Origin of the sequence: Micromonospora sp. NPDC005686 (assembly GCF_042871665.1) — a bacterium.
Lineage (GTDB): Bacteria > Actinomycetota > Actinomycetes > Mycobacteriales > Micromonosporaceae > Micromonospora.
The window spans coordinates 224,442-244,566 of record NZ_JBIAIY010000010.1 but is presented as its reverse complement, the minus strand read 5'-3'; the positions used below and the strand labels follow the sequence as shown (position 1 = coordinate 244,566).

The 20,125-nt window shown below is 72.0% G+C and carries 23 protein-coding genes; 9 read left to right on the top strand and 14 right to left on the bottom strand.

Going from position 1 to position 20,125, the window contains the following annotated elements:
- Positions 1-6: 6 nt before the first annotated feature.
- From pafA to arc, 7 genes are all read right to left on the bottom strand, one after another.
- The gene (pafA, locus tag ACFYON_RS23325) at positions 7-1,365 is read right to left on the bottom strand and encodes a Pup--protein ligase (RefSeq protein WP_354872014.1); all 1,359 of its coding nucleotides are present in this window, start codon (positions 1,363-1,365) and stop codon (positions 7-9) included.
- 147 nt (positions 1,366-1,512) lie between these two features.
- Entirely contained in the window at positions 1,513-2,346 is an 834-nt protein-coding gene (prcA, locus tag ACFYON_RS23320; protein ID WP_387188985.1) for a proteasome subunit alpha, read from the bottom strand.
- Between the two features lie 54 nt (positions 2,347-2,400).
- On the bottom strand, positions 2,401-3,240 hold the full coding sequence (prcB, locus tag ACFYON_RS23315; protein ID WP_354872012.1) for a proteasome subunit beta: 840 nt from the start codon (positions 3,238-3,240) through the stop codon (positions 2,401-2,403).
- The gene (locus ACFYON_RS23310) at positions 3,159-3,707 is read right to left on the bottom strand and encodes an endonuclease VII domain-containing protein (protein WP_354872010.1); all 549 of its coding nucleotides are present in this window, start codon (positions 3,705-3,707) and stop codon (positions 3,159-3,161) included. The genes prcB and ACFYON_RS23310 overlap by 82 nt, the downstream gene beginning before the upstream one ends.
- 124 nt (positions 3,708-3,831) lie before the next feature.
- Positions 3,832-4,038 (bottom strand): ubiquitin-like protein Pup, encoded by a 207-nt coding sequence (locus tag ACFYON_RS23305; protein ID WP_135239959.1) that lies wholly within the window; start codon positions 4,036-4,038, stop codon positions 3,832-3,834.
- A 107-nt stretch (positions 4,039-4,145) separates the two neighbouring features.
- A complete protein-coding gene (gene dop / locus ACFYON_RS23300; RefSeq protein ID WP_354872007.1) occupies positions 4,146-5,663 on the bottom strand; it encodes a depupylase/deamidase Dop in 1,518 nt (505 codons plus the stop codon).
- Positions 5,664-5,829: 166 nt separating this feature from the next.
- Complete coding sequence (gene arc / locus ACFYON_RS23295; RefSeq protein ID WP_387189390.1) at positions 5,830-7,611, bottom strand: proteasome ATPase; 1,782 nt, start codon at positions 7,609-7,611, stop codon at positions 5,830-5,832.
- Between the two features lie 177 nt (positions 7,612-7,788).
- Here arc and ACFYON_RS23290 point away from each other — a divergent pair, with 177 nt between their 5' ends.
- Positions 7,789-8,082: a ferredoxin gene (locus ACFYON_RS23290; protein WP_357711263.1), complete on the top strand. Its 294-nt coding sequence runs from the start codon at positions 7,789-7,791 to the stop codon at positions 8,080-8,082.
- Between the two features lie 74 nt (positions 8,083-8,156).
- Here ACFYON_RS23290 and ACFYON_RS23285 read toward each other — a convergent pair whose 3' ends face one another.
- The 3 genes from ACFYON_RS23285 to ACFYON_RS23275 all read right to left on the bottom strand — a co-directional run bounded on the left by ACFYON_RS23285 (position 8,157) and on the right by ACFYON_RS23275 (position 10,988).
- Entirely contained in the window at positions 8,157-8,729 is a 573-nt protein-coding gene (locus ACFYON_RS23285) for a hypothetical protein (RefSeq protein WP_354871999.1), read from the bottom strand.
- A gap of 175 nt (positions 8,730-8,904) precedes the next feature.
- The gene (locus ACFYON_RS23280; protein ID WP_357711261.1) at positions 8,905-9,849 is read right to left on the bottom strand and encodes a tRNA (adenine-N1)-methyltransferase; all 945 of its coding nucleotides are present in this window, start codon (positions 9,847-9,849) and stop codon (positions 8,905-8,907) included.
- Positions 9,846-10,988, bottom strand: a complete 1,143-nt coding sequence (locus ACFYON_RS23275) for a M50 family metallopeptidase (protein WP_387188984.1) — start codon at positions 10,986-10,988, stop codon at positions 9,846-9,848. Before ACFYON_RS23275 ends, ACFYON_RS23280 begins: the two co-directional genes overlap by 4 nt.
- 124 nt (positions 10,989-11,112) lie before the next feature.
- Between ACFYON_RS23275 and ACFYON_RS23270 the strand changes: the two genes are divergently transcribed.
- The 4 genes from ACFYON_RS23270 (at position 11,113) to ACFYON_RS23255 (ending at position 16,458) form a co-directional block, all read left to right on the top strand.
- The gene (locus tag ACFYON_RS23270) at positions 11,113-12,030 is read left to right on the top strand and encodes a RecB family exonuclease (protein WP_387188983.1); all 918 of its coding nucleotides are present in this window, start codon (positions 11,113-11,115) and stop codon (positions 12,028-12,030) included.
- A gap of 171 nt (positions 12,031-12,201) precedes the next feature.
- A complete protein-coding gene (locus tag ACFYON_RS23265) occupies positions 12,202-12,918 on the top strand; it encodes a response regulator transcription factor (protein WP_354871994.1) in 717 nt (238 codons plus the stop codon).
- 226 nt (positions 12,919-13,144) lie between these two features.
- Positions 13,145-13,909 (top strand): ABC transporter ATP-binding protein, encoded by a 765-nt coding sequence (locus tag ACFYON_RS23260; RefSeq protein ID WP_387189394.1) that lies wholly within the window; start codon positions 13,145-13,147, stop codon positions 13,907-13,909.
- Entirely contained in the window at positions 13,909-16,458 is a 2,550-nt protein-coding gene (locus tag ACFYON_RS23255) for an FtsX-like permease family protein (RefSeq protein ID WP_354871988.1), read from the top strand. The genes ACFYON_RS23260 and ACFYON_RS23255 overlap by 1 nt, the downstream gene beginning before the upstream one ends.
- A 52-nt stretch (positions 16,459-16,510) precedes the next feature.
- Here ACFYON_RS23255 and ACFYON_RS23250 read toward each other — a convergent pair whose 3' ends face one another.
- Both ACFYON_RS23250 and ACFYON_RS23245 read right to left on the bottom strand, forming a co-directional pair.
- Complete coding sequence (locus ACFYON_RS23250; RefSeq protein ID WP_354871985.1) at positions 16,511-17,149, bottom strand: HAD family phosphatase; 639 nt, start codon at positions 17,147-17,149, stop codon at positions 16,511-16,513.
- Positions 17,150-17,254: 105 nt separating this feature from the next.
- A complete protein-coding gene (locus tag ACFYON_RS23245) occupies positions 17,255-17,998 on the bottom strand; it encodes a neutral zinc metallopeptidase (protein WP_387189396.1) in 744 nt (247 codons plus the stop codon).
- 111 nt (positions 17,999-18,109) lie between these two features.
- Between ACFYON_RS23245 and ACFYON_RS23240 the strand changes: the two genes are divergently transcribed.
- Positions 18,110-18,316 (top strand): hypothetical protein, encoded by a 207-nt coding sequence (locus ACFYON_RS23240; protein WP_354871980.1) that lies wholly within the window; start codon positions 18,110-18,112, stop codon positions 18,314-18,316.
- 11 nt (positions 18,317-18,327) lie between these two features.
- On the opposite strand, the gene ACFYON_RS23235 is transcribed toward ACFYON_RS23240, so the two are convergent.
- Positions 18,328-18,507, bottom strand: a complete 180-nt coding sequence (locus tag ACFYON_RS23235; RefSeq protein ID WP_354871978.1) for a hypothetical protein — start codon at positions 18,505-18,507, stop codon at positions 18,328-18,330.
- 276 nt (positions 18,508-18,783) lie between these two features.
- On the opposite strand from ACFYON_RS23235, the gene ACFYON_RS23230 reads away from it, so the two are divergent.
- From ACFYON_RS23230 to ACFYON_RS23220, 3 genes are read left to right on the top strand one after another with little or no spacing between them, the layout of a single operon-like run.
- Positions 18,784-19,113 (top strand): hypothetical protein, encoded by a 330-nt coding sequence (locus tag ACFYON_RS23230; RefSeq protein WP_354871976.1) that lies wholly within the window; start codon positions 18,784-18,786, stop codon positions 19,111-19,113.
- Positions 19,113-19,535, top strand: a complete 423-nt coding sequence (locus ACFYON_RS23225) for a MerR family transcriptional regulator (RefSeq protein ID WP_354871973.1) — start codon at positions 19,113-19,115, stop codon at positions 19,533-19,535. Before ACFYON_RS23230 ends, ACFYON_RS23225 begins: the two co-directional genes overlap by 1 nt.
- 3 nt (positions 19,536-19,538) lie before the next feature.
- Complete coding sequence (locus ACFYON_RS23220; protein WP_354871971.1) at positions 19,539-19,874, top strand: YnfA family protein; 336 nt, start codon at positions 19,539-19,541, stop codon at positions 19,872-19,874.
- A 13-nt stretch (positions 19,875-19,887) separates the two neighbouring features.
- Here the strand turns inward: ACFYON_RS23220 and ACFYON_RS23215 are convergent, their stop codons facing one another.
- The gene (locus ACFYON_RS23215; protein ID WP_354871969.1) at positions 19,888-20,043 is read right to left on the bottom strand and encodes a hypothetical protein; all 156 of its coding nucleotides are present in this window, start codon (positions 20,041-20,043) and stop codon (positions 19,888-19,890) included.
- Positions 20,044-20,125: the final 82 nt, after the last annotated feature.

The window sequence follows — 20,125 nt, the reverse complement described above, 5'->3', positions numbered from 1 at the left end:
TGACGATCACATGCTCGCGATCAGCCGTTCCACCCGCTCGTCGTAGGCCCGGAACGGATCCTTGCACAGCACCGTGCGCTGCGCCTGGTCGTTCAGCTTCAGGTGCACCCAGTCCACGGTGAAGTCCCGCCGCTTCTCCTGGGCGTGCCGGATGAACTCGCCGCGCAGCCGCGCCCGGGTGGTCTGCGGCGGCGTCTCCTTCGCCTCGAAGATCTCCGGGTCCGTGGCCACCCGGTCCACCTCGCGGCGGCGCTCCAGCAGCCCGTACAGGCCGCGACCGCGCCGCAGGTCGTGGTAGGCCAGATCCATCTGCGCCACCCGCGGGTGCGACAGCGGCAGGTCGTGCTTGCGCTGGTAACGCTCGATCAGCTTCAGCTTGGTGACCCAGTCGATCTCCCGGGCCACCGGGTCCAGGTCGCCGATCTCGACCGCCCGCAGCACCCGGCCCCACAGGTCGACCACCCGCTTCGCGGTCTGGTCCCCGCCCCGGCGCTCCACGAACTCCGTCGCCTTGGAGAGGTATTCCTGCTGGATCTCCAGCGCCGAGACCTCCTTGCCGGAGGCCAGCCGCACCTTGCGCCGCCCCGTGATGTCGTGCGACACCTCGCGGATCGCCCGGATCGGGTTCTCCAGCGTCAGGTCGCGCATCACCACGCCGGCCTCGATCATCCGCAGCACGATGTCGGCGGTGCCGACCTTCAGCAGCGTGGTGACCTCGTTCATGTTCGAGTCGCCGACGATCACGTGCAGCCGGCGGTAGCGCTCGGCGTCCGCGTGCGGCTCGTCCCGGGTGTTGATGATCGGCCGGCTGCGGGTGGTCGCCGACGAGACGCCCTCCCAGATGTGCTCGGCCCGCTGGGACAGGCAGTAGACCGCGCCGCGCGGCGTCTGCAGCACCTTGCCCGCGCCGCAGATCAACTGCCGGGTGACCAGGAACGGGATGAGCACGTCGGCCAGCCGGCCGAACTCGCCGTGCCGGGACACCAGGTAGTTCTCGTGGCAGCCGTACGAGTTGCCGGCCGAGTCGGTGTTGTTCTTGAACAGGTAGATCTCGCCCGCGATGCCCTCGTCGTGCAGCCGCTTCTCCGCGTCGACGAGCAGCCCTTCCAGGATCCGTTCTCCGGCCCGGTCGTGCGCCACCAGGTCGGTCACCGAGTCGCACTCCGGAGTCGCGTACTCCGGGTGCGAGCCCACGTCCAGATAGAGGCGGGCGCCGTTGCGCAGGAACACGTTGCTCGACCGGCCCCACGACACCACCCGCCGGAACAGGTACCGCGCGACCTCGTCGGGGGACAGTCTGCGTTGCCCGCGATAGGTGCAGGTGACGCCGTACTCGGTTTCGAGGCCGAAGATTCGCCGCTCCATGATGAGACATTAGCCGCCCGGAGCCCCAGATGGGCACCGCCGGCGTTCGCCGCTTGCGATCTGCCCCGCGCGGAGCGGCGAGGTGGCGGTCTCCGTACGCGAAAGACCCCGCCACCTCGGCGAGGTGGCGGGGTCCGCAAGCGCATGTCACTCGGCGGGCTTGTCCTCCGCGTTGCCCTCCAGATCGGCCGAACCCGCCGACGTGGTCGGCTTCCCCGCCTCCTCCGTCGGCACCGTCGGGGTCTTCGCCCGGCCCGGCGCCGGCGCGATGTCCCCCTCGGCGTCACCCTCCAGCAGCGCGGTCAGCGCCGCGCCGGTGATCCGCCGGAACGTACGCCCCACCCGGCGCCGGTCCAGCACCGCCACCTCGAGCTGGTTCGCCGCGATGGTGCGGGCCGCACCGCCCTCGCCGCCGACGCTGCTCAGCGCCTTCATGGCGGCACGCACCGCCTCGGACAGCGACATCTCCGGCCGGTGCTCGTTCTTCAGCACCCCGCTGATCGCCTCGGCCTGGCCTCCCATCGCCATCCGGCCCGGCTCGTCGTTCACCGAGCCGTCGTAGGTGACCCGGTAGAGGGCGTCGTCCTCGGGCGAGGCGCCCACCTCGGCCACGCAGATCTCCACCTCGAACGGCTTCGACTGCTCGGTGAAGATGGCGCCGAGCGTCTGCGCGTACGCGTTCGCCAGCGCCAGGCCGGTCACGTCCCGCCGGTCGTAGCTGAGCCCGTTGAGGTCGGCCATCCGCACGCCCGCGCGGCGGAGGTTCTCGAACTCGTTGTACCGGCCGACCGCGGCGAAGCCGATCCGGTCGTAGATCTCGCTGACCTTGTGCAGCGTGCTGGACAGGTTCTCGGCGACGAAGAGCACCCCGCCGTCGTAGCTCAGGACCACCGCGCTGCGGCCCCGGGCGATGCCCTTGCGGGCCAGCTCGGAGCGGTCGCGCATGATCTGCTCGGGCGAGGCGTAGAACTGCATGGCCACGGCGGCGGTTCTCCTTCTGCGGGACTGCTGACTCGGTGGACGGTGGGAGCGGGCTCAGCCGCCGGGGTTCTCCATCCGGCCGGACACCACGCTCTCCGCGATCGCCGCCGTCTCGGCGGCGGTGAGCCGGTGGGTGCCCTCGGCGGTAGCGGTCATCACGACCGGGTAGATCCGCCGGGTCAGGTCGGGGCCGCCGGTGGCGGTGTCGTCGTCCGCCGCGTCGTAGAGCGCCTCGACCGCCAGCCGCGTCGCGTCCTCGACCGACAGGCCGGTCCGGAACCGCTTCTTCAGCGCGGACTTGGCGAACAGCGAACCGGAGCCGATGGCGTCGTAGCCGGTCTCCTCGTACGGGCCGCCGGTCACGTCGAAGCTGAAGATCCGCCCGGCCCGCGCCGGGTCGCTGGCGGCCAGGTCGAAACCGGCGAACAGCGGGACCACGGCGAGGCCCTGCATGGCCGCGCCCAGGTTGCCGCGGATCATCGAGGCGAGCCGGTTGGCCTTGCCGTCGAGCGAGAGCATCGCGCCCTCGATCTTCTCGTAGTGCTCCAGCTCCACCTGGAACAGTCGCATCAGCTCGATGCCGATGCCGGCGGTGCCCGCGATGCCGACCAGCGAGTACGCGTCGGCCGGGTGCACCTTCTCGATGTCGCGCTGGGCGATCAGGTTGCCCATCGTGGCCCGCCGGTCGCCGGCCATGACCACGCCGCCGGCGGCCGAGATGGCGACGATGGTGGTCGCGTGGGGCGCCAGGTCGGCGGCCATGCCGGGCGGCAGTGGCCGGCGGCCGGGCAGCATCTCGGGGGCCACCCTGCTCAGGAACGCTGTGAAGGAGGACGTCCCCGCGTTGGTGAACACATCTGGAAGACGCCCGGATGGATCAAAACCCGCTGCCACGTGGTTCCTCTCAGGTACGTGATCGCCCTGGCCAGGACGTCGGCGTTGTCCTTGAACTGGCCAAGACCACCGTTGCAGTTGAAGCAGAGTATCCCGCGCACCCATCCGGTGCGATGATCGTGGTCCAGATGTTCCGGATCGGGGCGCCGGCAGATCGCGCACACGCCGCCCTGCTCGGCCAGGAGCTCCTGGAACTCCTTCTCCCCGACCCCGTAGCGGCGACGCAGGTGGTACTCGCGATTGCCGCCGTAGAGCCGCGCTTGGACTCGTTGCCGCGGGCCACATGGCACGGTTTGCAGTAGCTGTGCCGGCCGCTGGCGTTGGTCGTTCGCGGGAAGTCGTCGACGGGCTTGATCTGCTCGCAGTCGGGGCACCACTTGAGGCCGTCCGCGACCGGCACCGCTGCCCTTCGCTGCGGGGCCATCCCGCGCTTGCGGCGGCTCGCCTCCGAGCGGGCAGCGGCACATGTCTTGCAGTAGAACGCCAGCCCGTCCGGACGACGGCGATTACGGTGAAACGCCGACGCGGGCAGCGATTGGCGGCACTGGGGGCAGAGCTTGTCCGACGCCTCCGGCAAATCGGACACAAGCCTCATTGACCCCCCTTCTGCACATATCCCCTCACGAATTCCTCTGCGTTCTCCTCCAGGACGGAATCGATCTCGTCGAGCAGGTCGTCCACGTCCTCGGTGATCTCGGCGTGCCGCTCGGCCACCTCGGGGTTGGCCTGCGCGGTGACCTCCTCGACCTCCTCGCGGGACTTGCCGGACTGGGTCTGCCCACCCTCTTGTGTCGCCATGGTGGTGCCTCCTCCACGATCGCCTGCGATCAACTTACCTCGCGGGAGCGACGAAAGACCCGCCGCGAGCCCGTTTCCGGCACCCGGCGGGCCTTCCGGCACCGGGGTCACCCGCCGGTGAGCGTCTCCAGCAGATCCTTGGCGCTCGCGCAACGGTCGAAAAGCTCGCCGACGTGCGCGCGGGTGCCCCGCTCGGGCTCCATCATCGGCACCCGGACCAGCGACTCCCGGCCCACGTCGAAGATGACCGAGTCCCAGCTCGCGGCGACCACCTCGGAGGCGTACCGGTCCAGGCAGCGGCCCCGGAAGTAGGCCCGGGTGTCCTCCGGCGGCTCGGTCATCGCGGTGCGGGTCTGCTCGTCGGTGAGCAGCGTCTTCATCGAGCCGCGCTGCACCAGTCGGTGGTAGAGGCCCTTCTCCGGCCGCACGTCGGAGTACTGCAGGTCGACCAGTTGCAGCTTGTGCGAGCCCCAGCCGAGCTTCTCGCGCTCCCGGTAGCCCTCCAGCAGCCGCAGCTTGGCCACCCAGTCCAGCTCGTCGGCGCACTCGAACGCGTCCCGGCCGAGCCGGTCGAGCACGCTCTCCCAGCGGCGCAGCACGTCGGCGGTCTGCGCGTCCACGTCCTGGCCGTAGCGGTCGTCCACGAAGGAGCCGACCCGCTCCAGGTACGCCCACTGCACGTCCAGCGCGGTGAGCTTGCGGCCGTCGCGCATCCGCATCAGGTGCTTGAGCGACGGGTCGTGGCTGACCGCGCGCAGCTCGGCCACCGGGTCGGCGATGCCCAGGTCCGCGCCGAGCGCCTTCTCCTCGATCATGGCGAGGATCAGCGAGGTGGTGCCGACCTTGAGGAACGTGGAGATCTCGGAGAGGTTGGCGTCACCGATGATGACGTGCAGCCGGCGGTACTTGTCGGCGTCGGCGTGCGGCTCGTCGCGGGTGTTGATGATGGGCCGCTTGAGCGTCGTCTCCAGCCCCACCTCGACCTCGAAGAAGTCGGCACGCTGGGAGATCTGGAAACCGCTCTGGCCGCCGTCCTGGCCGATGCCGACCCGACCGGCGCCACAGACGATCTGCCGGGTGACGAAGAACGGCGTCAGGTACGCCACGATGTCGGCGAACGGCGTCTGCCGGCGCATCAGGTAGTTCTCGTGCGCGCCGTAGCTGGCGCCCTTGTTGTCGGTGTTGTTCTTGTAGAGGTGGATCGGGTGGGTGCCGGGGATGGTCGCGGCCCGGCGGGCCGCCTCGGCCATCACCCGCTCCCCCGCCTTGTCCCACCGCACCACGTCCAGCGGGTTCGTCACCTCGGGCGTGGAGTACTCCGGGTGCGCGTGGTCGACGTAGAGCCGGGCGCCGTTGGTGAGTATGACGTTGGCGAGCCCGAGGTCCTCGTCGGCGAGCGCCTCGGCCGGGTCGTACGCGGCGCCGGAGTAGGTGAATCCGCGGGCGTCGCGCAGTGGCGACTCCTCCTCGTAGTCCCAACGGGCCCGGCCGCCCCGGTTGAGTTCCGGCCGCGCCCCGTAGGCGTTGACCACCTGGGAGGAGGTGACCATCGGGTTGGCTCCGGCCTGACCGGGCACGGAGATGCCGTACTCGACCTCGGTGCCCATGATCCTTCTGACGCTCATCGACCTACCCGCTCCGCTCGCCGTCGGGGTCCCCGTCATGTCGAGCGTAGTCGGCGTGACGCGCCGAGGGGGCGTCGCGGCAGCGCCGGTCCGGTGTGGCGGCTCACCCGGGGTACGCGCGGAGGCCCGCGGCGCGTACGCCGCGGGCCTCCGTCGAAGGGTCGGACTACAGGTACTGACCAGTGTTGCTGGCGGTCTCGATGGACCGTCCGGCCTCGGTGCCCTTGCCGCCGGAGACGAGCGTCCGGATGTAGACGATCCGCTCGCCCTTCTTGCCGGAGATGCGGGCCCAGTCGTCGGGGTTGGTGGTGTTGGGCAGGTCCTCGTTCTCGCGGAACTCGTCGACGCAGGCGTCGAGCAGGTGCTGAAGGCGCAGTCCTTTGCGTCCAGAGGCGAGGAACTCCTTGATGGCCATCTTCTTGCCCCGGTCGACGATGTTCTGGATCATCGCGCCGGAGTTGAAGTCCTTGAAGTAGAGGACTTCCTTGTCGCCGTTGGCGTAGGTGACCTCGAGGAAGCGGTTCTCCTCGGTCTCGGAGTACATCCGCAGGACCACCGCGTCGATCATCGCCGCGACGGTGGCCTGGGCGTCGCCGCCGTGTTCGGCCAGGTCGTCGGCGTGCAGCGGCAGGCCGGCGAGGATGTACTTGGAGAAGATGTCCTTCGCCGCCTCGGCGTCCGGCCGCTCGATCTTGATCTTCACGTCGAGCCGGCCGGGGCGCAGGATCGCCGGATCGATCATGTCTTCCCGGTTGGAGGCGCCGATGACGATGACGTTCTCCAGGCCCTCGACGCCGTCGATCTCGCTGAGCAGCTGCGGGACGATGGTGTTCTCCACGTCGGAGGAGACGCCGGAGCCGCGGGTACGGAACACGGAGTCCATCTCGTCGAAGAAGACGATCACCGGGGTGCCCTCGCCGGCCTTCTCCCGCGCCCGCTGGAAGATCAGCCGGATGTGCCGCTCGGTCTCGCCGACGTACTTGTTGAGCAGCTCGGGGCCCTTGATGTTGAGGAAGAAGCTGGTGTGCCGGTCCTTGCCCTCCCGCTCGGCGATCTTCTTGGCCAGCGAGTTGGCCACCGCCTTGGCGATGAGCGTCTTGCCGCAGCCGGGTGGGCCGTAGAGCAGGATGCCCTTCGGCGGCCGGAGCTGGTGCTCGCGGAACAGGTCCGAGTGCAGGAACGGCAGCTCCACCGCGTCGCGGATCTGCTCGATCTGCGCCTGGAGGCCACCGATGTCCTCGTAGTTGACGTCGGGCACCTCCTCCAGGACCAGCTCCTCGACCTCGCTCTTCGGGATCCGCTCGTACGCGTACGCCGAGCGGGGCTCGATCATGAGCGAGTCGCCGGCCCGGATCGCGCTGCCGATCAGCGTCTCGGCGAGGTGCACGATCCGCTCCTCGTCGGAGTGCGAGACCACGAGCGCCCGGTCACCCGGAGCGCCCTCGGGGCCCGCCAGGATCTCCTTGAGCATCACCACCTCGCCGACCCGCTCGTAGCCGAACGCGTCGACGATGTTGAGCGCGTCGTTGAGCAGGACCTCCTGGCCGCGGCTCAGCTCGTCGACCTCCAGCGAGGGCGAGACGGCCACCCGGAGCTTGCGCCCGCCGGTGAACACGTCCACCGTGCCGTCGTCGTGCTTGGCCAGGAAGACGCCGTAGCCACTAGGCGGCTGGGCAAGACGGTCGATCTCCTCCTTGAGCGTCACGATCTGCGCGCGAGCCTCCTTGAGGGTGCCCACGAGCCGTTCGTTGTTCTCGGTCAGCCGCGCCAACTGTGCCTGGGTGGCCGCCAGCCGCTCTTCGAGCTGCCGGACGTGTCGAGGGCTTTCGGTCAACTTCCGCCGCACCAGAGCGAGTTCCTCTTGCAGGAACGCGACCTGCGTGGAGAGATCGTGGGCTTCCTTTTCCCACCGTGCGGCGCGCGAGTCCGCGTCGTCGCTGCGTGCCACGTCCCACCTCCCCGGGGGGCTTGAACGTTCTGACCTAACACTAGCCGCTATGAGCCCGATTCGGTCCACAGCAACGCGCTCGTCACCGAAGCTTGATCGCGAAGGGCTGGTCGCGGGGCGGGTACGGGCGTTCGGGTACCGTCGGAGTGTGGGACGGGAGAACATGGGGGGTGCTTCGTGACCGACGTCGCGACCGACCAGTTGCAGGTCTGGGTTGATCAGGACCTCTGCACCGGCGACGGGCTCTGCGTGCAGTACGCGCCGGAGGTCTTCGAGTTCGACGTCGACGGCCTGGCGTACGTCAAGGGGCCGGACGGCGAGCTGCGGCAGGCCCCGGGCGCCCGGGCGGACGTGCCGGAGCACCTGCGCCTCGAGGTGATCGACTCGGCGAAGGAGTGCCCGGGCGACTGCATCCACGTGGTGCGGGGCAGCGACGGCGTCGAGGTGGCCGGCCCGGAGGCCGAGGACTGAGGCGGAGACGAACACGACGGGCCGGGGACGTGGTCCCCGGCCCGTCGTGTGTCCGCCCTAGAGCAACGGCCGCCCTAGAGCAACGGCCGCCCGACGACCGAGGCCACCAGGCGGGCGAACTCCTCCAGCCGGGCGATCTGCCCCGCGCCGCCGTCGTCGAGGGTCTTGCCGAAACGCAGCGCGTCGTGCCGGGGCGCGCCCACCACCTCGTCGCTGGGCGGCGCCTCGTCGAGCGAGCTGAGCAGCAGGTACACGTCGATGCTGTCGACCCGTACGGCGCCGTTGTCGGCGCGCATGAGCCGCCGCCGGCAGCCGACCTCGGTGACCGTCGACAGCGGCACCACCCGCAGCGAGGAGGTCATCGCGCCGGGCGGCCCCTCCCCCGGCGGGACGTCCTCGCCGTGCCAGAGCACCAGCCGGCTGCCGTCGCAGACGACGACCTCCTGCCACACCCCGTTCACCTCGTTGACGAAGCGCTCCAGCGTGAAGCCGAGCACGGACGCGCCGCGCAGCACGCCGTCGAGCGCCTCCAGCGCGATGTCCGGGTCGCGCAGGTACGCCCGGGCAGCCGATTCCAGGTCCTTGTAGGGGGACCAGTCCGGGAAGACGGCGGGCAGGTCACCGTTGCCGTAGCCGGGGTCGCTCACGCCGCCTCCCGCCCGGCCGCGCCGTCGTGCTGCCACCGGCCCCGGTCACCGGCACGGGCGCGCCGCCCGACGCGCGCCCCGATCCGCTCGCTCATGCCACCGTCTCCACCCGCTTCGGTGTCGTTCCCACCGGCACACATGATCCGCCCGTACGCGCGCGGCCGCGCGGCGGGGGTCAGGACTGCTCCGGCTCCTCGGCCGCGCGGGCCGCGGCGGCGGCGCGCAGGGCGTCGCGGCGCTGCGCGTACGCCTCGGCGCCCTTGCTGGGCTTGCGCCGGCGCGGCGGCGCGGTGACCCCGGGGGCGAGCTTGCGGGCGGAGACCAGGAACGCGGTGTGAGCGATCATCCGGTGGTCCGGGCGGACCGCCAGGCCCTCGGCGTGCCAGTCCCGGACGAGTGACTCCCAGGCGCGCGGCTCGGTCCAGCCGCCACGCTCGCGCAGCGCCTCGACCAGCTCGGACAGCTGCGGCGTGGTGGCCACGTAGCCGATCAGCACACCGCCGGGCACGAGCGCCCGCTCGACCATGTCGAGCATCTCCCACGGTGTGAGCATGTCCAGGATGATCCGGTCGAAGCCGGTCTCGGCGCAGTCGGCGACGTCGCCGACGTGCAGCCGCCAGGCCGGGTGCGAGCCGTTGAAGAACGCCTCGACGTTGCGCCGGGCGATCTGGGCGAAGTCGTCGCGCAGCTCGAACGAGTGCAGCTCGCCCTCGGTGCCGACGGCCCGCAGCAGCGAGCAGGACAGCGCGCCGGACCCGGCGCCGGCCTCCAGCACCTTGGCGCCGGGGAAGATGTCGCCCATGGCGACGATCTGCGCCGAGTCCTTCGGGTAGATCACCTGGGCGCCGCGCGGCATGGACAGCACGTAGTCCGACAGCAGCGGCCGCAGCGCCAGGAACGCGGTGCCGCCGCCGGTGGTGGTGACCACACTGCCGTCGGGCAGGCCGATCAGGGCGTCGTGCTTGAGGATCCCGCGGTGGGTGTGGAACTCCTTGCCGGGCTCCAGCGTCACGGTGTGCATCCGGCCCTTCGGGTCGGTGAGCTGGACCCGGTCGCCCGGCCGGAACGGCCCGCGGTGGACCGGGGGCAGCGCCGGGACGGTGGAGATCTCTGCGGTCACGTGTTCGTCTTCCGTTCGGGTTCCAGGAGCTGGGCGAGATCCGCGATGTGCAGCACGCCGACCACATCTTCGCCTGCCGTCACGACGTACTGCGCGCCCGGGTGGGTGCGCACGGTCTCCAGCACCCGCTCGCCGTCGGCGCCGAGCGGCAGGACCGGCACGGCGGACAGGTCGCGGGCCACCTCGTCCACCGCGACCCACGGCCGCCGTTCCCGGGGTACGGCGGCGACGCGGACCGGGTCGACGAGGGCGACGGTACGGCCGGCCGAGTCGACCACGCCGAGCGCCGCGTCGGGGGTGCCCGCCTCGTCGCGGCGGCGCTCGGCCTCGGCCAGCGGCGTGCCGGCGGGCACCGGCAGCACCGGGCGGGCGAGCCGGGCCAGGTCGACCAGGTGCAGCCGGCGGCCGATGCGGGCCAGCCGGATCGACTGGCCGGCGCCGCGCCACAGCGTCAGCGCGACGAGCAGCAGCAACGGCAGGGCCAGCGGGGCGAGCGCCCGGCGCATGGTGAGCACCACCACCAGCACGAGTGTGCCCAGCGCGACGGCCCGGCCCACCCAGCCGGCCACCTCGGTGCCGCGGTGCCGGTCGCGGGTGAGCGCCCACACCGCGGCGCGCAGCGCCCGCCCGCCGTCCAACGGCAGCCCGGGCAGGCTGTTGAAGATCGCCACCACCACGTTGCTGACCGCGAGCTGGAAGGCGAGCTGGTGGCCGAGCGTGCCGGCGGGCAGGGCGAGGGTGGCGGCGACCGCGACCGCGCCGAGCACCGCGGAGACGGCCGGCCCGGCCAGGGAGATCAGCAGCTCGACCCGAGGGCTGGGGGCGTCGCGGTCCATCTCGGTGTAGCCGCCGAGCAGTTCCAGCGTGATCCCCCGCACACCGATGCCGTACCGGCGTGCGGTCAGCGCGTGGCCCAGCTCGTGCAGCAGCACGGAGCCGAGCAGCGAGATCACGAAGCCGAGACCGACCAGATAGCCGCCGAGCGGGCCGAGGTCGAGCTGGCGGCGGGCCAGCGCGGCGTACAGCACCGTGACCACGACGGTGAGCAGCAGCATCGAGGCGTCGACGCGCAACGGCACCCCGAGGATCCGGCCGAGGCTGAGCCCTGGCCGGCGGGGTCCTCGGCTCCGCTGCTGCACCGGCCCGATGCTACGTGAGCCCGAGGAGCGGGCCGCCGCGGTGAGCACCGCGGGCGCGGATCGGCGATCATGTTCCGGTACGGCGACCACGCCCCTGTCACACGGGTGCCCTAACCTTCCGGGCATGACGGCGGAACCGATGATCGACAGTCACGGCGACCAGACGGCGGCACCGGCCCCGGTCACCGTGCGGGCCTCGTTGTCGCCGTCGCGGGCGGCCGACTTCAAGACCTGCCCACTGCTCTACCGGTTCCGCAGCATCGACCGGCTGCCCGAGCGGCCGACCGTCGAGCAGGCCCGGGGCACGCTCGTGCACGCCGTGCTGGAGCGGCTGTTCGACCTGCCGGCCGCCGCGCGCACCCCGGAGTCGGCCGGTGACCTGGTCTCCCCGCAGTGGGACCGGCTGGTCACCGAGGAGCCGGAGCTGGCGACGCTGTTCACCGACGGCGACACCGTCGGGCCGCAGGAGTTCCTCCGGTCGGCGACGGCGTTGCTGGACGGCTACTTCGCGGTGGAGGACCCGCGCCGGCTGGAACCGGCCGAGCGCGAGGCGCTGATCTCCGCGGTGGTCGACGACGAGCTGCTCATCCGGGGCTACCTCGACCGGCTCGACGTCGCGCCGGACGGCGCGCTGCGGGTGGTCGACTACAAGACCGGCGGGGCGCCACGCGAGGCGTTCGAGGCGCGGGCGCTGTTCCAGCTCAAGTTCTACGCCCTGGTGCTGTGGCGCACCCGGGGCGTGGTGCCGCGGGTGCTGCGCCTGCTCTACCTCAAGGACGCCGAGGTCTGCGACTACGCGCCGGACGCCGACGAGCTGGTGCGCTTCGAGCGCACGGTGGTGGCGCTGTGGCGCGCGATCGAGCAGGCCACCGCCCGGCAGGACTTCCGTCCCCGGCCGAGTCGCCTGTGCGACTGGTGCAACCACCAGGCGCTGTGCCCGAGCTACGGCGGCACGCCGCCGCCGTTCCCGGTGGCCGCCGCCGCGCCCGACCCGCTCGTGGACGCCCGATCCCGCCCGGTGGCGCCCGGCGCCGACGAGTAACCCCCGGGCCCGCCCGCCATCCTGCGGGAACCGGGCGGCCTGGTCGGGGTGCGGGCGGTGGCCGCCCTCTACCGTGGTGCGGCCGCCCGGTGCCGCTACCGGGCGGCTCGTGGGCGTGCGCCGATCCCCGGACGGACGGCCTGACCGCCCCGGGGACGACGAGGGGGACGCATGACCGATGGCGCCGTGTTCCGGCCGGTGCGGGTGCTGCTCGCCGACGACCAGCCGCTGCTGCGTACGGGATTCCGGATGGTGCTCGGCGCGGAGGACGACCTCGACGTGGTGGGCGAGGCGGGCGACGGCGCGGAGGCGGTGGAGCTGTCCCGGCGGCTGCTGCCCGACGTGGTGCTGATGGACATCCGGATGCCCCGCCTGGACGGGATGGCCGCCACCCGGGCGATCGTGGGGGCCCGGCTGCCGGTACGGGTGCTCGTGCTCACCACGTTCGAGCAGGACGACCACGTCGTCGGGGCGCTGCGGGCCGGGGCGACCGGCTTCCTGACCAAGGACGTGCCGGCCGAGGATCTCGTCGCCGCGATCCGCACGGTGGCCGCCGGTGGGGCGGTGGTGGCCCCGCGCGTCCTGCGCCGGCTGCTGGACCGCTTCGCCGAGCTGCTGCCGGACCCGGCCGCCGCGCCGGCGCGGGCCCTGGATCCGCTGACCGACCGGGAGCGCGAGGTGCTCACCCAGATGGCGCGCGGACTGTCCAACGCGGAGATCGCGCGGGCGCTGTCGGTCAGCGAGACGACTGTGAAAACCCATGTCGGGCACGTGCTCACAAAGCTACGGTTGCGCGACCGGGTGCAGGCCGTCGTGCTCGCGTACGAGACGGGCCTGGTCCGTCCGGGCGCCGAGGTGGCGCGGGTCACCTACCGTGACCAGCGGTGACGCTGCGGTGTTGACCCTGACACGAGGTCAGGGCCGGATGCCGGCGCCGCCGGCCTGGTCAGGGGTCACCCTGACCGGCGAATGGGGGGCGACCCCCAGCGAAGACCAGCACGGATTCCACCGCAGGTCGGAGGATTTTCCACCGCCCGGCCACGAGGATGGACTCCGCCGCACCGGCCAGCGGGGGCGGTGCGGCTTTGCGCAGAACGACGGAAGAGGTATGAACGTGACCGCGACGGTAGACCGACGGCAGGCCGCAGCCAGGGCGAACGACGTGTGGAAGGTGTACGGCAGCGGCGAGGCGCAGGTCGTCGCGCTGCAGGAAGTGACCGCCGAGTTCGAACGCGGCCGGTTCACCGCGATCATGGGGCCGTCCGGCTCCGGAAAGTCCACCCTGATGCACTGCCTCGCCGGTCTGGACACGGTGACCAGGGGCACCGTGTCCATCGGCGAGACCACTGTGACCGGTCTCAACGACGCGGGCCTGACGAAGCTGCGCCGGGACAAGGTGGGCTTCATCTTCCAGCAGTTCAACCTGCTGCCCACGCTCACCGCGCAGGAGAACATCCTGCTGCCGCTGTCGATCGCCGGCCGCAAGCCCGACCCGGCCTGGTACGACACCGTGATCGACACGGTCGGCCTGCGGGATCGGCTCGGGCACCGCCCGGCGCAGCTCTCCGGCGGCCAGCAGCAGCGCGTCGCGTGCGCCCGGGCGCTCGTCTCCCGCCCCGAGGTGATCTTCGCGGACGAGCCGACCGGCAACCTGGACTCCCGCTCCGGCGCCGAGGTGCTCAAGTTCCTGCGCAACTCGGTCCGCGAGCACGGCCAGACCATCGTCATGGTCACGCACGACCCGACCGCCGCCGCGTACGCCGACCGGGTGGTCTTCCTCGCCGACGGGCAGATCGTCTCGGAGCTGATCGAGCCGACCGCCGAGACGGTGCTGGACACGATGAAGAAGCTGGACGCCCCGGTCGAGGTGGGCAACTGATGCTGCGGGCAACGCTCAAGAGCCTGCTGGCGCGCAAGCTGCGCCTGCTGCTGTCCGGGCTGGCGGTGGTGCTCGGCGTCATGTTCGTCTCCGGCGCGTTCGTGCTCACCGACACGCTCGGGCGGTCCTTCGACGCGGTCTTCGCCGACGCGTACTCCGAAGTCGACGTCAGCGTCGAGGCGAAGCCGAAGATCGACGTCTCCACGACCGAGGGCATGCCGGTGAGCACCCCGATGCCGGCGTCGGTGCTCGACCGGGTCAAGGCGGTGCCGGGCGTCGCCGACGCCGAGGGCGTCGTGGCCGCCGAGGGCGCCCGCATGATCGGCAGCAACGGCAAGGTGGTCACCTCGTTCGGGCCGCCGCAGCTCGGCCAGAACTGGCTCGGCGAGGGCGACCTGGTGGAGATGCGCGAGGGCCGCGGCCCGCAGGCCGACGACGAGATCGTGATCAACGCCGCGCTGGCCGAGGCGGGCAAGGTGAAGGTCGGCGACCGGGTCGGCGTCCTGACGCTGGCGCCGAAGAAGGAGTTCACGCTCGTCGGCGTGTTCGGCTACAGCGGCGGGCGGGACTCGATCGGCGGCGCCAACGAGGTCTACTTCACCACTCCGGTGGCGCAGCAGCTGATGCTGGGCAAGCCGGACGTGTTCAGCAACGTCAGCGTCCAGGCCGCCGACGGCACCACGCCGGCGGCGCTGCGCGACGAGTTGGCCCGCACGCTGGGCGCCGACTACCAGGTCAAGACCGGTGAGCAGCTCGCCGCCGACGCCTCGGCCGGCCTCAAGGAAGGGCTGTCGTTCTTCAACAAGATCCTCCTCGGGTTCGCCGCGGTGGCGCTGCTGGTCGGCACGTTCCTGATCCTCAACACGTTCTCGATCATCGTGGCCCAGCGCACCCGTGAGCTGGCCCTGATGCGGGCCATCGGGGCCAGCGGCAAGCAGGTCATCGGCTCGGTGGTGCTGGAGGCGCTGGCGGTCGGCCTGATCGCCTCGGTGCTGGGGCTCGCCGCCGGCATCGGCGTCGGCGCGCTGCTGGCGTACCTGTTCGGTCAGCTCGCCGGTGGCCTGACCCTGGCCGGGCTGGGCGTGCCGCCCTCGGCGGTGATCGGCGCGTTCGCGGTCGGCATGCTGATCACGGTGATCGCCGCGCTGCTGCCGGCGTTGCGCGCCTCGCGCATCCCGCCGATCGCCGCGATGCAGGACGTCGCCACGCCGGACCGGCCGCTCACCAAGGTCACCGTCGGCGGCGCGGTGGTCACCGGCATCGGCGCGGTGCTGCTGTTCCTGGGTCTCGGCGGGCACGCCCGCGGCAACACCCTGGCGACCATCCTCGGCGGCGTGCTGTTCGCGTTCATCGGGGTGGCGCTGCTGACGCCGATCATCAGCCGGCCGGTGGTCTCGCTGCTCGGCGCCATGTTCTCCTGGTCGGTGCCGGGCAAGCTGGGCCGGCTCAACTCGGGCCGCAACCCGCGCCGCACCGCCATCACCGCCGCCGCGCTGATGGTGGGCATCGCCCTGGTCACCGGCGTGACGGTGATCCTGGACTCGGCCAAGGGCAGCATCGGCGCCCTCGCCGAGGACACCATCAAGGCGGAGCTGGTGATCTCCGGGTCCTCGTCCGGGCCACGTCCGGCGAGCTTCGACCCGGCGGTGCTGGAGAAGGCCGCCGCCATTCCCGGCGTGCGACTGGTCTCCGGCGAGTACGGCGACATGGCGATGGTCGGCGGCGAGCGGACCTGGGTCTCCGCGTCGAGCAACGTGGCGGCGCTGCAGCAGATCTTCGGGGCGAAGGCCACCGCCGGTGACATCAGCAAGCTGGCGCCGGACCAGATGCTGGTCAGCTCCGACACCGCGGAGGCCCGTAACCTGACCGTCGGCTCGACGGTGCCGGTGCAGTTGTCCCGCGGCGAGGCCCGCACCTACACGGTCAGCGGCATCTACGAGAGCTCGCAGCTGACCAACCCGGTGACGCTGCCGCCGCAGGCCACCGCGGACTTCAGCATCCCGCAGCCCATCCAGGGCTTCCTGCAGCTCGCCCCCGGCACGTCGGTGGACGCGGTGCAGCCGCAGGTCGAGCGGCTGCTGGCGGACAGCCCCGAGGTGTCGGTGGCCGACCGGGCGGCGTTCATCGAGCAGCAGACCGGCCAGCTGGACTCCCTGCTCCAGATGATCCAGATCCTGCTCGCGCTGGCCATCGTGATCGCGGTGCTGGGCATCATCAACACGCTCGCGCTGTCCGTGCTGGAACGGACCCGGGAGCTGGGCCTGCTACGGGCGATCGGCCTGCGCCGCGCCCAGACCATGCGCATGATCACGGTCGAGGCGGTGGTGATCTCCATCTTCGGCGCGCTGCTCGGCGTGGTGGTCGGCGCCGGTCTCGGCGCGGCGGTGGTCGAGGCGCTCAAGGACGAGGGCATCACCGACCTGATCCTGCCCTGGGGTCAGATGGTGACGTTCCTGATCCTGGCCGCGATCATCGGTGTGATCGCCGCGGTGCTCCCGGCGATCCGGGCCGCACGGATCAACGTCCTGGGCGCCATCGCCCACGACTGACGTGAAAGGCAGGGCCCCTTCTTGACGCCTCGCGCACAGGAAGGGGCCCTTCCTAACGGTTGAGCAGCGCCGCGAGCAGCTCCAGGTCCGCGCCGAGCAGGCTCTCCACCTGGTGTACGCCGTCGGCCGGCGCCAACGGCACCTCGGCCGGCACGGCCAGCACCGCCGCCCCGGCGGCGAGCGCGCTCGCCACCCCGGTCGGTGAGTCCTCGATCGCCACGCACCGCTCGACCGGCACACCCAGCAGACGCGCGGCGGTCAGGTACGGCTCCGGGTGCGGCTTGGCCACGCCGACCTCGTCGCCGCAGACCACCGCGTCGAAGCTGTCCCGGCCCAGGGTGTCCAGGGCCACCTCGACCAGGGACCGGCCGCTGGAGGTGACCAGCGCGGTGGGGATGCCGGCCTCGCGTACCGCCCGCAGCAGCGCCAGCGCGCCGGGACGCCACCGCAGCCCGGTGCGGAACAGGTCCAGGATCCGGGCGCTGATCCAGTCGGCGCTGGCCTGCACGTCCCGCTCCGGCTGGCCCAGGTCGTCGTGCACGATCCGCATCGCGTCGGCCATCCCGGTGCCGACGATCGCCCGGCGGGCCGAGTCGGACAGGACACCGCCGTACACGGCGGCCAGCTCCTGCAACGCGACGTCCCACAGTTTCTCGCTGTCGACCAGGGTGCCGTCCATGTCGAAGAGCACGGCGGCGGGGTGTGAGCTGCTCAGCGGGGGCCTCCTTCGGTACGCGTACCCCGCCGATCCTGCCAGCCGCGCCTGTCACCGTCCCCGATCGGGGTGACCCGGACCTCAGCCGAGGCCGCAGGCGCCCAGCGACTTCTCGTACCCCCGGAAGAACGACTCGCTGCGCTGCTCGGCGGTGCCGTGCGAGCCCTCGGCGAACCAGGGCTGGTCGGGGTCGTCGCCGACCGCCAGCAGCCCTTCCTTGAACTCCTCCAGGTCACCGTCCTCCACCTCCAGCGCCCCGGAGCGCACGCTGTCCCCGAGGTACGCCCCGGCCATGCAGTCGGCCTGCAGCTCCTGCTGGATGGTGAAGTTGTAGCGGATGCCCAGCCGCACCTGCATGCCGTGGGCGTACTCGTGGCCGAGCAGGTAGAACAGGAACGCGTCGCCGATCTGCCGGAACGCCGCCACCGACCAGTTCACGTCGTAGGCGATGAAGTCGCCCGCCGAGCAGTAGACCGCGTTGTTGCGCGGCAGCCCCTGCCCGGCACAGGCCACCTCGCCCTCCCGGGTGTAGGGCACCACCCGCCGGATCGGGGTGAACCGCTCGCCGGAGGCGCGGAACTGCTCCGCCCAGTAGCGTTCGGCCAGCCGGACGGCGTCCTGGATGTCCTGCTTGAACTCGGCCACGCTCGTGGTGCCGTCCGCCCGGGTGGTCTGCGACTCGGGCTGCGCGCCGCGCGGGGGCGCGGGCTGCCGCGGCTCGCTCTCGTCGAAGCCGCCGGCCATGCAGCCGGCCGCCACCAGCGCGGCCACCACCAGCCCGGCGATCGGCCCGCGCCCCTGCCGTCGCGCCCTGTCCCCCACCATGACCTCCCGGCTGTCGCACCCGTGTCCCCCCCCCCCGCAGTACCCCCGGCGGGCGCCGGTGATGCTCACCGGCTCTCACGCACCGCCACCGGGAAACGTTCACCCGGACCGGTGGCCCGGGGAACGATCTTCGGCACGATGCTGCTGAGCGTCGGCGGCAGCCGGTACGCCCTGGTCGCCGTGGGCACCACCGTCTCGCCGGCACCGAGCGCCGGACAACTGCGACGGCTGGACGAGTACGAGGTCCGCGCCGAGCCGGTTCCCGACCTCGCGTCCTGGTGGGAGGTGCTGGCGCGGGCCGGTGTGGCGGTGCGCTGACCGCGCGGCGGTCAGTCCAGGCCGCGCATGATGTGCGGCTCGCCGTCGTCGTCGCCGAAGCAGCGGTGCAGCACCTGGGCACGCGCCCACAGGTCCAGGCTGCTCGGCGGCCCGACCCGCCCGGCGCCGGCGGGTGTGCTCAGCACGGGAGCCGGTTCCGGCGGGACCTGCGACGTCACCTCGTCGGTCATGTCCGCCCCTTTCGTCGTACCCATGCTCGCCCTCGGGCGTTTCCGCCACGTCAACGGGACGGCGCGGGCGTGGACGCGGCGCCTGGCCCGGCGTCGGCCCGTACTCCGGTGACGGTAGCCCGCCGGACCGGCGAGCACAGCCGTATTCCGGACGTCGCCGCAGGTCGCGGCCGGGAAGGGTGGACCGGCGGCCGGCTGGGGTGACGGTGTGGCGGGTGTCGCCGCCCGGTGACCGGCACTTGCATCCGGTACCGGGTACGGGCTTACCGTCGAGGCATGACCGATGACTCCTGGATACCCGACGCCTGCACCCTGCCCACCGCCGAACGGCCGCTGCGGCTGGCCGAGTTCGACGGGCTGTTCCACGACGCGCTGCGCGGCGCCGACCGGCTCTCCGCCCGGCATCTGCGGCTGCGGCTCGACGGCCGCGCCGAACCGGTCGCTCGCGACCTGGTCGCCCGCGAGTCGTCCTGCTGCTCCTTCCTCACGTTCGACGTCGCCCGCGCGGACGGAGACGCACTGACGCTCGACATCCGGGTGCCGGCGGGCCGTGCCGGCGTACTCGATGCCCTGGCCCGGCGGGCCACGGCCGCGCGGGGCCGGTGATGGGCGAGCCGGGGCTGCGCAGCGGCCGGCTCGCCCACGCGGCCGGGGTGAACGTGCAGACGCTGCGCTACTACGAACGGCGAGGGCTGCTCCCCGCGCCCCGGCGGTCGCCGGGCGGGCATCGCCTCTACCCGGCCGAGACGGTCACCCTGCTGCGGGTGGTGAAGGCCGCGCAACGACTCGGCTTCACCCTCGCCGAGGTCGCCGACCTGCTGGCTGCCGGACGGCGCGACACCGGCCTGCGGACCCGGGCCCGGGACAAGCTCGCCGAGGTGGAGCGGCGGCTGGCGGACCTCACCGTCGTCCGCGACACGCTCCGGGCCGCCGTCTCGGCCGGCTGCGACGACCTGATCACCTGCGCCGCGAGCCCTCGCTGTCCGCTGCCCCTCGTCGATCCGGACCACGGCCCGGCTACGGTCTGACGCATGACGGTCGCGCGTTCCATGCTGCTGTTCCTGCTGGCCGCGCTCGCCGAGATCGGCGGCGCCTGGCTGGTGTGGCAGGGCTGGCGGGAGAACCGCGGGCTGCTCTGGATCGCCGCCGGGGTGATCGCGCTCGGCGCCTACGGGTTCGTGGCCACGTTCCAGCCGGACCCGAACTTCGGCCGCATCCTCGCCGCCTACGGCGGCGTGTTCGTCGCCGGGTCGCTCGCCTGGGGCATGCTGGTCGACAAGTTCCGGCCCGACCGCTACGACCTCGTCGGCGCGGCCATCTGCCTGGTCGGCGTCGCCGTCATCATGTACGCCCCGCGCACGGGCTGACGTACGCACGCCCTCAGGCGTATCGGGCGATGAAATCCTCGGAACGCCAGCGGGCTCCCTCGCTGAGATACTGGAAGTTCAGCGTCACCTCCGCCCTGCCGGCCTGCTGCGCCATCTCCCGCAGCGGCATCGTGAGGAAGACGGAGTCGCGGTCGATCGAGAACTGCATGGGCGAACCGTAGTACCGCCTGTCACCTCCGCCGCAGCGCCTGCCGGCGACCGACCGGGTGCCACGGCCGACACAGCTTATT